The sequence below is a fragment of the Kribbella sp. CA-294648 genome (assembly GCF_050943845.1).
GTDB lineage: Bacteria > Actinomycetota > Actinomycetes > Propionibacteriales > Kribbellaceae > Kribbella.
Window position 1 is genome coordinate 2066245 of sequence record NZ_CP191981.1, and the last position, 13146, is coordinate 2079390.

Below are 13146 nucleotides of genomic sequence, written 5' to 3' on the forward strand. Positions count from 1 at the left end.
ACCCACACGCCGCGGCGTTACCGCGGAACGTCTGAAAGGCTGGTTGGTAGTCATGGTTCGGTGGCAGAAGAAGGCGGTGGCCACGGGGGCGGCGCTCGTGCTCGTCGCGGCGCTGGGTGCCTGTAGTTCCTCCGGCGGCAAGCAGGAGGAGGAGAAGGCGAGCGGCTCGAGCGGCAACGTGGCGAACACGCCGCGGATGAAGATTGCCTTCATCACCCATGCCAAGCAGGGCGACACGTTCTGGGACCTGGTCCGCAAGGGCGCCGAGGCGGCGGCCGCGAAGGACAACGTCGAGCTCCAGTACTCCGGTGCGCCCGAGGGCGCCGACCAGGCCAACCTGGTGCAGAGCGCGATCGACGGCAAGGTGGACGGTATCGCCGTCACCCTGGCCAAGCCGGACGCGATGCAGGCGAACGTGAAGAAGGCGGCCGACGGCGGGATCCCGGTGGTCGCACTGAACGGCGGCATCGAGGCGTGGAAGCAGGCGGGCGCGCTTGGGTACTTCGGTCAGGACGAGCGGATCGCGGGCCAGGCGGCCGGTGCCAAGCTCGCCGAGCTGGGCGCGAAGAAGGCGGTCTGCGTGATCCAGGAGCAGGGTCACGTCGGTCTGGAGGCTCGCTGCCAGGGCGTCAAGGACAAGTTCCCGGCGGTCGAGAACATCTACATCACCGGCACCGACATGCCCGGCAGCCAGACGACGATGACCTCGAAGCTGCAGCAGGACAAGAGCATCGACTACATCGTCACGCTGGGCGCGCCGTTCGCGCTGGCCGCGGTGAAGTCGGTCAAGGACGCGAGCTCGAGCGCCAAGGTGGGCACCTTCGACACGAACAAGGAGCTCGTCGGCGCGATCAAGGACGGCAGCGTGCAGTGGGCCGTCGACCAGCAGCCGTACCTGCAGGGCTACCTCGCCGTCGACAGCCTGTGGCTCTACAAGACGAACGGCAACACGATCGGCGGTGGGCAGGCAACGCTGACCGGTCCGGCGTTCATCGACAAGAACAACGTCGCCGCGGTGGAGAAGTTCGCCGCCAACGGAACGCGCTGAGGGTCCCGCCATGGCTTCCACACTGACGGCGCCGTCGGCCCTCGACGACCGCGTCTCCAAACGTTCGCTGGGCGTGCGGCTGCTGAGCCGGCCCGAGGTGGGGTCGCTGGTCGGTGCCGTGGTCGTGCTGGTGTTCTTCCTGATCACCGCGCCGACCTTCCGGGACATCAGTGCCACCGGCACGATCGTCTACAACGCCGCGCTGATCGGCGTGATGGCGGTTCCGGTCGCACTGCTGATGATCGGCGGTGAGTTCGACCTTTCGGCCGGCGTCGCGGTCACGACCGCCGGCCTGACCGGTGGCCTGTTCGCCTACCAGTTCAGTACCAACGTCTGGGTCGGCGTCCTGGTCTCCCTGCTGGTGATGCTCGCGGTCGGCGCGTTCAACGGCTGGCTGTTGATGCGGACCGGGCTGCCGAGCTTCCTGGTGACGCTCGGCACCTTCTTCATCCTGCAGGGGCTCAACCTGGGCGTCACCCGGGTGCTGTCCGGCACCGTCTCGTCCAGCTCGATCAGCGACATGGACGGGTTCGAGTCGGGGCGGAAGGTGTTCGCCTCGGAGTTCAACATCGGGCCGCTGACGGTCAAGATCCTGGTGGTCTGGTGGATCCTGTTCGTGCTGGCCGCCACCTGGGTGCTGCTCAAGACGAAGATCGGCAACTGGATCTTCGCCGTCGGCGGCGACGCGGCCGCGGCCCGGGCGGTCGGCGTACCGGTCAAGAAGGTGAAGATCGGCCTGTTCATGATGGTCGGCTTCTTCGGCTGGTTCTCCGGGATGCACCTGCTCTTCAACCAGAACAGCGTGCAGTCCGGTGAGGGCGTCGGCAAGGAGTTCATCTACATCATCGCCGCGGTGGTCGGCGGCTGCCTGCTGACCGGTGGCTACGGCTCGGTGGTCGGCTCGGCGGTCGGCGCGCTGATCTTCGGCATGACCCAGCTGGGGGTCGTGTACGCCGGCTGGAACGCGGACTGGTTCAAGGCGTTCCTGGGCGTGATGTTGCTGCTGGCAACCATCGTCAACCTGGTCGTCAAGAAGAGGGCGGACCTGAGATGAGCACCACCGAGAGCTTCGCGCAAGAGGCGAGCAGCAGCCCGACCACGCCGGTCGTCCACCTGGAGGACGTCGGCAAGAGCTACGGCAACGTGCACGCGTTGCGGGGTGTCTCGCTGGCGGTCCGGCAGGGCGAGATCACCTGCGTGCTGGGTGACAACGGCGCCGGCAAGTCGACGCTGATCAAGATCATCGCCGGTCTGCACGAGCACACCGACGGCATCTTGTCGGTGAACGGGGAGGAGCGCCGGTTCAGCTCGCCCCGGGAGTCGCTGGACAGCGGGATCGCCACCGTCTACCAGGATCTCGCGCTGGCGCCGCTGATGTCGGTCTGGCGGAACTTCTTCCTCGGCAATGAGCTGACCCGCCGGTTCGGGCAGCTCGACATCGCCGGGATGAAGCGGATCGCCCAGGAGGAACTGACCAAGATGGGGATCTCGATCCCCAACCTGGAACAGCCGGTCGGGATGCTGTCCGGCGGTCAGCGCCAGTGCATCGCGATCGCCCGGGCGATCTACTTCGGTGCCAAGGTGCTGATCCTGGACGAGCCGACCGCCGCGCTCGGCGTCAAGCAGTCCGGGGTGGTGCTGAAGTACATCGTGAAGGCGCGTGACGCCGGCCTGGGCGTCGTCTTCATCACCCACAACCCGCACCACGCGTACCTGGTCGGCAACCACTTCGTCGTGCTCAAGCTGGGCCGGGTCGCGCTCGACACGCACCGGGCCGACATCACGCTGGAGCAGCTGACCAACGAGATGGCCGGCGGTTCCGAACTGGAGGCGCTCAGCCACGAGTTGCGCGGTATCGACGTGGAGACCGTGGTGGTCCGGCCGGCCGAGGGGCCGGTCAAGATCGAATCCCCACTGGAGAACCCATGACCCAGGACCTCAGGATCGGCATCATCGGCGTCGGACTGATGGGCGCCGACCATGCCGAGCGGGTCGCCCGGCAGATCTCGGGCGCCCGCCTGGTCGCGGTCTCCGACCCGGACACCGCGAGAGCCGAGGCGTTGGCCGCGTCCCTGAGCGAACCCGCGGGGCGGGGACGTCGCGGAGCACCGGCCGGAGTCGCCGGGCCGGCGGGAGCCGCGGGGCTGGCTGGAGTTGCTGGGGCGGCGGATGCTGCGGGGCTGGCTGGAGTTGCTGGGTCGGCGGAAGGTGCCGGGTCGGACAGGCTCGTGGCGGTGGGCGGCATCCGGGTGATCGGGGATCCGCTGGCGCTTGTCGCTGACGACGAGGTGGACGCCGTCATCATCGCTTCGCCGGGGTTTGCGCATGGGGAGCAGTTGATGGCTTGTCTGGAGCACGGTAAGCCGGTGCTGTGTGAGAAGCCGTTGACGATGGATGCCGAGTCGTCGTTGCGAGTGGTCGAGGCGGAGCACAAGACCGGCCGGTCGTTGATCCAGGTCGGGTTCATGCGCCGCTTCGACCCGGAGTACGCGCGGCTGAAGCAGTTGCTGGATTCGGGGGAGCTCGGGCGGACGCTGCTGCTGCACAACGTGCACCGCAACAAGACGGTCGCGGCGTCGTTCCGCAGCGAGATGATCGTGCGCGATTCCCTGGTGCACGAGGTCGATGTGGCGCGCTGGCTGTTCGACGACGAGATCGCCCGGATCACCGTGCACGCCCCGAAGCCGACCAGCCTGGTCGGCGAGGGGGTGCTCGATCCGCAGCTGGCCGTGTTCGAGATGGCCGGGGGCGCGATCGCCGACGTCGAGGTGTTCGTGAACTTCCAGGTCGGTTACGAGGTGCGCTGCGAGGCGGTCGCCGAGAAGGGCAGCGCGACCATCGGTCTCGGGGTCGACGTGCTGACCAGGCAGGCCGGACACTGGGGTGGTGCGGTGCCGGACGACTTCCGGGTCCGCTTCGGCACGGCGTACGACATCGAGGTCCAGCGCTGGGTGAACGCCGCGGCCAACGGCGGGATCGACGGGCCGACGGCCTGGGACGGGTACGCCGCCGCCGCGGTCTGCACGGCCGGCGTGCAGTCGCTCCAGGAAGGCCGTCCGGTGGAGGTCGACATGGTCAGTCGCAGCGAGGTGTTCGGGTGAAACTCAGCCTCGACCCCTACATGTTCCGGGACGTTCCGCTGCTGGAGCTGCCCGGCCTCGTCGCCGACCTCGGCTACGAGTGGCTCGAACTGTCACCGCGGAGCGACTTCCTGCCCTTCTTCGACCACCCGCGGGTGGACGACGCGGGCGTGGCGGCGTTCCGGAAGCAGTTGGCGGCCGCAGGGGTCGGGGTCTCGTCGGTGCTGCCGCTCTACAAGTGGTCCGGACCCGACGAGGACGACCGGCAGGCGGCGGTCCGGTACTGGAAGCGCGCGATCCGGATCACCGCCCAGCTCGGTGTGGACGTGATGAACTCCGAGTTCAACGGCCGTCCCGAGCAGGCGTCCCGGAGCGAGGCGCAGTTCTGGCGGTCGCTCGAGGAGCTGCTGCCGGTGTTCGAGCGCGAAGGCATCCGGCTGGTCCTCGAACCGCACCCGGACGACTTCGAAGAGGACGGCAAGGCCGCGATCGACCTGATCCGCGGTATCAACAGCCCGCTGGTCAGCTTCCTGTACTGCGCGCCGCACACCTTCCACATGGGCAACGACGCCCCCGGCATCATCGAGTACGCCGGGGACCTGCTGACCAACGTGCACATCGCCGACTCGTTCGACCACACCGGGTCGTCCGGGTTGCGCTACATCGTCAACCCGCCCGGCTCGACCGTCCGGGTGCACCAGCACCTGGACATCGGCCAGGGCGAGGTCGACTTCGACGAGCTGTTCGCGAGCCTGGCCGCGGCCGGTTTCGACGGCACCATCACCGCCTGCGTCTTCGCCTGGGAGGAACGCGCCCGGGAGTCGAGCACGTTCATGCGGGAGAAGATCACCGGCCTTATTGATGACGCACGACTGATGAAGCAAGGGATGCAGCTGTGAGCACTGAGCGAATCACCCACCTGATCGGCGGGACCCCGTGGACCGGAGTCTCCGAACGCACCAGCAAGGTCTACAACCCGGCCACCGGGGAGGTGACCGGCGAGCTCGACCTGGCCTCGGCAGCCACCGTCGACGAGGTGGTGAAGATCGCCCACGACGCCTCGAAGGCCTGGGGCCGGATCTCGCTCACCAAGCGCGCGCAGGTGCTGTTCGCCTTCCGCGAGCTCCTGAACGAGCGCAAGGAGGAGATCGCCGCACTGATCACCGCCGAGCACGGCAAGGTGCTCTCGGACGCCCTCGGCGAGGTCACTCGCGGTCTCGAGGTGGTCGAGTTCGCCTGCGGCATCCCGCACCTGCTGAAGGGCGGTTTCAGCGAGAACGTCTCGACCAACGTCGACGTGTACTCGATCCGTCAGTCGCTCGGTGTGGTCGCGGTGATCTCGCCGTTCAACTTCCCCGCGATGGTGCCGCTCTGGTTCGTGCCGATCGCGGTTGCCTGCGGCAACAGCGTGGTGATCAAGCCGTCCGAGAAGGACCCGTCCGCGGTGAACGCGGTCGCCGCGCTGTGGAAGGAGGCCGGGCTGCCCGACGGCGTGATGAACGTCGTGCACGGTGACAAGGAAGCCGTCGACCGGCTGCTCGAGCACCCCGACGTGAAGGCCGTCTCGTTCGTCGGCTCCACGCCGATCGCGCGCTACGTCTACGAGACCGGCACGCGCAACGGCAAGCGGGTGCAGGCTCTCGGCGGCGCCAAGAACCACATGGTCGTGCTGCCCGACGCCGATCTCGACCTGGCCGCCGACGCCGCGGTGAACGCGGGCTTCGGTTCCGCCGGTGAGCGCTGCATGGCGATCTCCGCGCTGGTCGCGGTCGAGCCGGTCGCGGACGACCTGATCGCCAAGATCCGCGAGCGGATGGCGACCCTGAAGACCGGTGACGGCACCCGCGGCTGCGACATGGGCCCACTCGTCACCGGACCGCACCGCGACAAGGTCGTCGGGTACGTCGAAGCCGGGGTCGAGGCCGGCGCGGAGCTGGCCGTCGACGGTCGCGAGGGTCCCTTCGACGGTGGCGACGACGGCTTCTGGCTCGGCCCGACGCTGTTCGACAAGGTCACCCCGGAGATGTCGATCTACACCGACGAGATCTTCGGCCCGGTGCTCTCGGTCGTCCGCGTCCCGTCGTACGACGCCGCGCTGGAACTGGTGAACTCGAACCCGTACGGCAACGGCACCGCGATCTTCACCAACGACGGTGGGGCCGCCCGGCGCTACCAGACCGAGGTGGAAGTCGGCATGGTCGGCGTCAACGTGCCGATCCCGGTCCCGATGGCGTACTACTCGTTCGGCGGCTGGAAGAACTCGCTGTTCGGTGACAGCCACGCGCACGGTACCGAGGGCGTGCACTTCTTCACCCGGGGCAAGGTCATCACCTCACGCTGGCTCGACCCGTCCCACGGCGGCCTCAACCTCGGCTTCCCCACCCACGACTGACCCCGACACCCCTGAGTGGTGGCTACCCCAGTGGAGTCACCACTCAGGAGTCGGGCAGATCGCGAACTGACCGGTGTCCTTCGTGTCGTCGATCCCGCGGACGTACACGTGGTACCGGACCATCACGCCGTAGCAGCTCGGCTTGGGCAGCGGACTCGTCTGCGACTGATACCAGCTCTGCTGCGCGAAGTGGATCCGGGCCGACGAGTTGTACTGCGTCCAGTTGCCTGCCGCGCCGTAGTCGGACGTCCACTGGCCGAGCTTTTTCTCACCGCAGCTCGGCCAGAACCCGACACCGACGGCGAACGGGAACTGCACACTGATACTCGGATTGAACGAGCAGCCGTAGCCCTTGTAGGCGTGCTGCACCTGAAGCTTCAGCCAGGTCGTCGACTTGCGCGTGCAGCCGTGACTGGCGGAGTCGTAGCGATAGGCGGTGACCGTCAGCTTGGGGGCTGTCACCTGCAGGTTCTCCAGGTGATAGTCGATGTACCCCTCGATCGGTCCGTACCGGACGGCCTTGTACGTCATGGTGCCGGTAACCGAGTACTTGAGGCAGAGCATCAACTCGGGAAACGCCAGCCACTTGCTGATCGTGAAGGAGTCCACATTCGGCTTGCTGGTGTTGGCGAACGCCGCGGTCGGCGTAACGATGCCAACGGCAACCATCGCGAGCGCCGCCGAGCCGGCGACGACCGATCGCCGGAACTTCCTGATCACCTGACGATGCCGCATGGCGTCCAAGGTAACCGTGACTCGGCTACCCAGAGTGACCTGAAACCAACTCTGGACAAAGCTGCAACGTGGCCGCGCACGGTCTGGCTCAGGCGCCGAGTGGCTCAGTTGATGGTTGAGAGGGCTGCGGCGAGGGCGGTGGCGGCCGGCTCTTCGATGTGGCCGTGGAGTAGCTCGGTGCGGTGCACGAGGCGGGGTGTGTCGATCAGGACGGTCGAGATGCCGGCCCCTGCGATCGTCGAGGCCGCGGTGACCGACGCCGCACTGACCGAGGCCGCGGTGATCGAGGCGGGTAGCAGGGCGAGGCCGTGGCCTGCGGCAACCAGGTTCAGGAGGGTGAGGGTGTCGGTGCCGTGGTAGGTGAGGGCGGGGCGGAGTGCGTCGGATTCGGTGGCGGCGCGGAGGTCGGTCAAGGGCGCGCCGAGGTCGGGGGAGTCGATCCAGCGGGCGTCGACCAGGTCGTGCAGGCTGAGACGGCTTCGGCGGGCAAGCGGGTGGTCGTTCGGGAGGGTGACGACCAGCGGCTCGTGGGCGACCGCCGTCGTACGGAGGGTGCCGAGGCCGAAGAGTCGGAGCGGGTCGCTCGGTGCGGCGACTCCGTCGATCAGGCCGAGGTGGAACTCGCCGGCGGCGACTCCGTGAGCGACAGCTTCACGGCCGGTGACCGTGATGGTGATGTCGAGGGCCGGTCTGGTTCTGCGGAGCTCGGTCAGGGCAGCGGCGGGTGAGGTGGCCAGGGGAGTCGCGCCGAGGATCAGCGTGCCGGGTGGATCGCCGACTGTTCGCAGTACGTCGGCTCGGGCGGCGTCCAGGCGGAGCAGGATCGGGGCCGCGTGTTCGAGTAACCGTTCGCCGGCCGGGGTGGGGGTGACGGGTCGGCGGTGGAGGAGCGTCGTACCGAGGTCGTGTTCTAGGGCGGCGATGTGCTGGGAAACGGCTGACTGGGTGTAGCCGAGCTGGTCGGCGGCGGCTGAGAAGGAGCCGAGGTCGGTGACCGCGAGAAAGGTTCGCAGCAGGTGGGGATCCACGCCGATCAGTATCGCTTATCGCCAGTGCAGAAATGATCGTTGGCGCTGATCGGCGAACGGAGGCGACGATGAGGGCATGCCCACCGCTTACACCGCCCGGATCGCGCTGGTCGGCGATCGTTCGCCACAGGTCCGTTCGCACGCCCGCGTGCCGCGCCTGCTCGACGCGCTGCGCGACCGCGAGCAGCTGGATCTGGACGTCTACTGGATTCCCACTGACAAGGTCGAGGAGCTCGACGGCTTCGACGGCATCTGGCTGCTGCCCGGCAGTCCTTATGCAAGCGAATCCGGCGCGATCACTGCGGTCCAGTGGGCGCGCGAGAACGGCGTACCGTTTCTCGGCACCTGCGCCGGCTTCCATCACGCACTCCTGGAGTACGCCCGCAACATCTGCGGCGCCACGGCCGTCCAGCACGCCGAAACCAGCCCCGACGCCGACGACCTCCTGATAGTCCCACTCGCCTGCTCCCTGGTCGGCCACGAGGCTGCCGTCCAGTTCGTTCCGGGTACTGCCGCCGCGGCGATCATCGGTGCCGAACGATCGATCGAGCGCTACCACTGCTCCTACGGCCTGGACACGAGCCGCCTAGACCTCCTCCGCAACCACGGCCTGCTCTTCAGCGCCTTCGACGACACCGGCGACCCACGAATCGCCGAACTCCCCACCCACCCCTTCTACCTGGCCACCCTCTTCCAACCAGAACTAGCCGGCGACAAAACCCCCCACCCAATCATCAGCTCCTTCGCCCAAGCAGCAGCAACCCACGCCAGCACCCGGGTCAGCAAGCCCAGCCACAGCCAGCACCCGGGTTAGCTAGGACCAGCCCCAGCCAGCACCCGGGTTAGCTAGGACCGGCCACCCCACCAGTCGCGCCACAACGCTGACAGTTCCTGCTTCTTGCCCGACCCCGCCGACCCGCACCCGGTAGACACGGCCCCGAAGGGCAAGAAGCAGGAACTGGCAGCAACGTAGAGCCAGCCCACCCACGATCAGCCGCGCCGCGAGGCCTGACCACAGCCCCTAACCCGTTGCCGGCTATCACCTAGGCGCATCAACCCAGCGCGGCACAATCTCAGCGACCTGTGGCGCAGCGCTCGCAGCATCCCAAACGAGGCGAATAGCTTCGATCTGTTGGCCCCCTGCGTTCAGCGTGGCGTAGGCACTCGTCACCCGGCCGACAGCTCGCCACTGGCCACGCACCAGAACCTCAACTCCCGCAGAAGCCACCGCGCCTGCTCGCTGCAGCACAGTCACCCCAGCAAGTGCCCGCGGCGCCGACAGTTTCGCAACAAGCGCGTCGCCCGCGACAGGCGCGGCGCCAGCCACATAAGCCGTCTCGACGTCCCCATCCACAGCCAGTCGGTACGACGAACCCGTGGCGGGCACCGGCGTCCCAGTGACCGTCAGTTCAGTCCGCCCAGGACCAAGAGCCTGCACCGAGAACTCCCGCACCACCAACCAGAAGTCGTTGTCAGTCAACGCCCGGTACCGCACATACCGAGCTTTCGTCCCAGCCGGCGCCTTAGCCCGTACCTCGGCAGTAGTAGCCCTAGTCAGCTCGGTCCACTGCGACCCATCCACCGAGTACTCCAAGGCGCCCGAGCGGATATAGTCGTTCGGGCTGCTCGTCTTCCCCATCAGCAAAGCGATGTCCCCGATCTCCGTGCTGTGCCCAAGATCCACCCGCACCTCGTCGCCAGGAGCCGGGCCGCCGTTGCTCCAGAAGAACGTTGCCGGATCGCCGTCGATCATCCGCGCAGGCACGTAGTCCTGATAGGTCCCCAGCGAAGTGGTCGCCGTGAGCAGCGGCACCACGCCAAGCGACTTGTCATGGACCCGCCCGATCTCGGCCAGCAGCGCGTCGACCACCCGTTCACCAATACGCGGATAGGTCGAGCTGTGCGGAAGCCGACTGTCGCGGATCGCCTTGGCCTCCGCGATCAACGCACCCACCTGCTGACGCGAACTCCACGCGCCAGCCCCATCGTTCCGGTCCAGCGCCGCCAGCAGTTCGAGTCCGCGCTGCATCGCGCGCCCCCGCAATTCCGTTGCCTTAAGCCACGATTCCGCCTCGGCCGCGAAGGCGGGATCGACCACCCCGGTGCGGATCGTGGCCGGCGCCGCAACGACGGAGTTCACCACGGGCCGCAGTACGGCAAGGGCGCGGGCATGGTCGCCACCCCGCCAGGTCTGCCAGAAGGCGTCGACCGCAGCCTGGAGTTCCGGTGCGCTCTCCGGGTGCAGCGTGCCGTCGTACGTGTTGAGGTCGGCGAAGACCTTCAGTGCCTCGGTGGTCCGCCGGTCGCCGCCCGCGCGTTCGGCGAGTGCCCGCAGCCAGGACGCGCGTTCGTCGTACGTGGCGGGGTTCCAGCCCAGCTCGGCGAACGAGTACAGCGCGACCTTGCTGACCGCGGCCTGGTTCATGGGGTTCGAGATGACTCCGGCGACGTGCTCGGCGAGGGCCGGTTCGCGACCGCTGTAGTCGGCGAGCAGCAGCCGTCCGGCCGCGTAGTCGTTGACCGGGTAGTTGTCCCAGATCAGGATGTCGTGCCCGAAGACCGCCTTGGCCTGCGCCGCTTGAGCCGCGGTGATCGTGCGCGGTACGACGCCGACACCCGTCCAGTGCACCACGACATCCGAGTCCAACTGCTCCCGCAAAGCCTTCTTGTACGGCGTTTCCGAGACGTTGTAGTACTCCGTCGGCACCATCTGCAGCGGCGCGACACCCGGCTTGGTCTCGACCCACTCGCGCTGGACCCGGTTCAGCAGCTCACTCTGCGCGCGACCGGCCGCCGCGCCACCCGTCCCGTACTTCGCCCGGTCGGCATCGCAGTGCCAGACGTTGTAGTTGATGTCGTCGAGCGGCACGTTGAACGACCTCGCACCCAGCCCATAGAGCGCCTCGAACTTCGCGATCAAAGCCCGGAAGTCGGCGTCGGAGGTGTAGCAGATGTCCAGCCCGGGCGAGAGCGCGAACGTGAAGTCCACTTTGTTCTGCCGGGACCGGCTGACCAGTTCGCCCAGTTGTGCGAGCTTGTCGGCGGGGTACGGCTCGCGCCACTTCTCCCGGTGGTACGGGTCGTCCTTCGGCGCGTACTCGTAGGTGTTCATCCGATGGGCGCCGAGGTAGTCGACGTGGTCCAGCCGGTCGGCATGCGACCAGGGCGTGCCGTAGAAGCCCTCGATCGAGCCGCGGTAGCGCATGGTCGGCCAGTCCCTGATCGCGACGCCCGGCATCCAGTCAGTCCCCGGGCGCGGCTGCACGAGCTGGGCCAGCGTCTGCGCGGCGTAGTACGTGCCGTCGGTGTCCACGCCGTCCAGTACTACGTGGCTGCGGCCGCCGCGATCCTGACCCGCTGCAAGCACGTATCCCTCGGCCGGCAGCCCTGCGCTACCTGGGACTCGCAGGGCGGCCAGGGTGGGGTCGGAGTGCCCGAGCCAGACAGTGGTCGGCGTACCAGGGTCGGTCCCGTCAGTGGTCTTCACCCGCTTCACGCCGGCGTGTGCGAGCACTTGCCGGACCACCCGCTCGCTGTCCGCGTCGGAGTCCTTGCCACGGACCAGACCAACCACAGGGGTGATCGGGAAGCCGTCGGCTCGGCGAGTCAGCTCCTGCGGCTGGGGCGAGACCTGGCCGGCGACGCCGTCCGGGGCCGTAGCGGAGTACGGCGTACCGGTGGCGGCGCCCGCGGAGAGGGCTAGCGGGGCGGTCAGCGTGAGCACACCAACGATGGAAAGAAGGGGACGCATCGAGTCTCCTCAAAGGCTGGGCGGCAGCTCCCCCTATCCAGCCATTGCGCGGAACTGCTCGTCAAGATGTCACCGCTGCCAACTTCCTACAGCCAGATTCCTACAGCGTGGTGGTGGGGCGAGCTAGCAGGCCGGCGCCGCGGTAGCAGGCGTCGATGAGCTCCATCGTCGCGACGGCGTCGTCGGCGTCCGTGACCAGCGGGGCACCGGTGCGAAGGCGCGCGGTGAAAGCCTCCAGCTGGTACGTGTACGAGGACCGGGTGCCGAGCCGCTCGACCCAGGTGTCCTCCTTGGTCTTCACCGTGACGCTGTCGTCGAGGTGCGGCAGCACGAAGCTCGGCGCGAACGCCTCGCCGCGCGTGCCGATGATCCGCAGGCTGAAGTCGACGTCCTCGCCGGCCATGCTGGTCCGCACCGCGCCCGTCGCGCCATTGGGGAACACCAGGTCGGCGTTGAGCCACTCGTCCACGCCGGGAAGCCGCTTACGCTCGCCAGCACGCGCACTGGCCAGTGTCGGCGCACCGCCGCCCCAGGGCGCCAGCATCCGCTGCGCATGCAGGGCGTAACAACCGACGTCCATCACAGCGCCACCGGCCAGCTGCAGCGACCAGCGCGGATCGTCGTCGGCCGGTGGCGGCATCACCATCGTTGCCTCGACGTGCTGCAGCTCTCCGAGCTCACCCTTGGCCAGCAGTTCGTGCAGCCGCCGCGTGACCGGATGGAAGACGTAGTGGAAGCCCTCCATCACCACGACGCCCCGCTCGCGCGCCGCGTCCCGCACCTGCGCTGCCTCGGCGGCGTTGCTGGCCGACGGCTTCTCGGTCAGCACATGCTTGCCCGCGGCAATGGCTCGCAGGTTCCACGGGCCGTGCAGCCCGTTGGCCAGCGGGTTGTAGATCGCCTCGACCTCGGGATCGTCGATCACGTCCTGGTAGCTCGCCAGCACCCGCTCCACGCCGTGCTCGGCCGCGAACGCCTCCGCGCGGCCGGTGTCCCGGGCCGCCACCGCGACCAGCCGGGCACCGGTCAGCCGGGCCGGATCGGCGATCGCGCGACCCGCGATCCGGGCGGCGCCGAGAATTCCGAGGCGAAGCGGTTCCATACGTTCTCCC

11 protein-coding genes are annotated in these 13146 nt (G+C 68.1%); 7 read left to right on the top strand and 4 right to left on the bottom strand.

The window, feature by feature from the left end; all coding sequences use genetic code 11:
• The first annotated feature begins 52 nt into the window (after positions 1 to 52).
• Genes ACQPYM_RS10055 through ACQPYM_RS10080 form a run of 6 tightly spaced genes read left to right on the top strand, consistent with a single transcriptional unit; the run spans position 53 to position 6520 of the window.
• Positions 53 to 1048 carry a sugar ABC transporter substrate-binding protein gene (locus tag ACQPYM_RS10055; protein ID WP_433018254.1) on the top strand — a complete coding sequence of 332 codons (996 nt, stop codon included), beginning with the start codon at positions 53 to 55 and terminating at the stop codon, positions 1046 to 1048.
• A gap of 10 nt (positions 1049 to 1058) precedes the next feature.
• On the top strand, positions 1059 to 2102 hold the full coding sequence (locus tag ACQPYM_RS10060) for an ABC transporter permease (RefSeq protein ID WP_433018257.1): 1044 nt from the start codon (positions 1059 to 1061) through the stop codon (positions 2100 to 2102).
• Positions 2099 to 2977: an ATP-binding cassette domain-containing protein gene (locus ACQPYM_RS10065; protein ID WP_433018260.1), complete on the top strand. Its 879-nt coding sequence runs from the start codon at positions 2099 to 2101 to the stop codon at positions 2975 to 2977. Before ACQPYM_RS10060 ends, ACQPYM_RS10065 begins: the two co-directional genes overlap by 4 nt.
• Positions 2974 to 4149, top strand: coding sequence for a Gfo/Idh/MocA family protein (locus tag ACQPYM_RS10070; protein ID WP_433018263.1), 1176 nt, complete (start codon positions 2974 to 2976; stop codon positions 4147 to 4149). Before ACQPYM_RS10065 ends, ACQPYM_RS10070 begins: the two co-directional genes overlap by 4 nt.
• Positions 4146 to 5027: a sugar phosphate isomerase/epimerase family protein gene (locus ACQPYM_RS10075; RefSeq protein WP_433018266.1), complete on the top strand. Its 882-nt coding sequence runs from the start codon at positions 4146 to 4148 to the stop codon at positions 5025 to 5027. Before ACQPYM_RS10070 ends, ACQPYM_RS10075 begins: the two co-directional genes overlap by 4 nt.
• Complete coding sequence (locus tag ACQPYM_RS10080) at positions 5024 to 6520, top strand: CoA-acylating methylmalonate-semialdehyde dehydrogenase (RefSeq protein WP_433018269.1); 1497 nt, start codon at positions 5024 to 5026, stop codon at positions 6518 to 6520. Before ACQPYM_RS10075 ends, ACQPYM_RS10080 begins: the two co-directional genes overlap by 4 nt.
• Before the next feature lie 36 nt (positions 6521 to 6556).
• Here the strand turns inward: ACQPYM_RS10080 and ACQPYM_RS10085 are convergent, their stop codons facing one another.
• The gene (locus ACQPYM_RS10085) at positions 6557 to 7255 is read right to left on the bottom strand and encodes a hypothetical protein (protein WP_433018272.1); all 699 of its coding nucleotides are present in this window, start codon (positions 7253 to 7255) and stop codon (positions 6557 to 6559) included.
• 104 nt (positions 7256 to 7359) lie between these two features.
• Complete coding sequence (locus tag ACQPYM_RS10090; protein WP_433018275.1) at positions 7360 to 8283, bottom strand: LysR family transcriptional regulator; 924 nt, start codon at positions 8281 to 8283, stop codon at positions 7360 to 7362.
• 76 nt (positions 8284 to 8359) lie between these two features.
• On the opposite strand from ACQPYM_RS10090, the gene ACQPYM_RS10095 reads away from it, so the two are divergent.
• A complete protein-coding gene (locus ACQPYM_RS10095; RefSeq protein WP_433018278.1) occupies positions 8360 to 9097 on the top strand; it encodes a CTP synthase C-terminal region-related (seleno)protein in 738 nt (245 codons plus the stop codon).
• A gap of 225 nt (positions 9098 to 9322) precedes the next feature.
• Here the strand turns inward: ACQPYM_RS10095 and ACQPYM_RS10100 are convergent, their stop codons facing one another.
• Both ACQPYM_RS10100 and ACQPYM_RS10105 read right to left on the bottom strand, forming a co-directional pair.
• Positions 9323 to 12034: a beta-N-acetylglucosaminidase domain-containing protein gene (locus ACQPYM_RS10100; RefSeq protein WP_433018281.1), complete on the bottom strand. Its 2712-nt coding sequence runs from the start codon at positions 12032 to 12034 to the stop codon at positions 9323 to 9325.
• 100 nt (positions 12035 to 12134) lie between these two features.
• Positions 12135 to 13136, bottom strand: coding sequence for a Gfo/Idh/MocA family protein (locus ACQPYM_RS10105; protein WP_433018284.1), 1002 nt, complete (start codon positions 13134 to 13136; stop codon positions 12135 to 12137).
• Between the last annotated feature and the right edge of the window lie 10 nt (positions 13137 to 13146).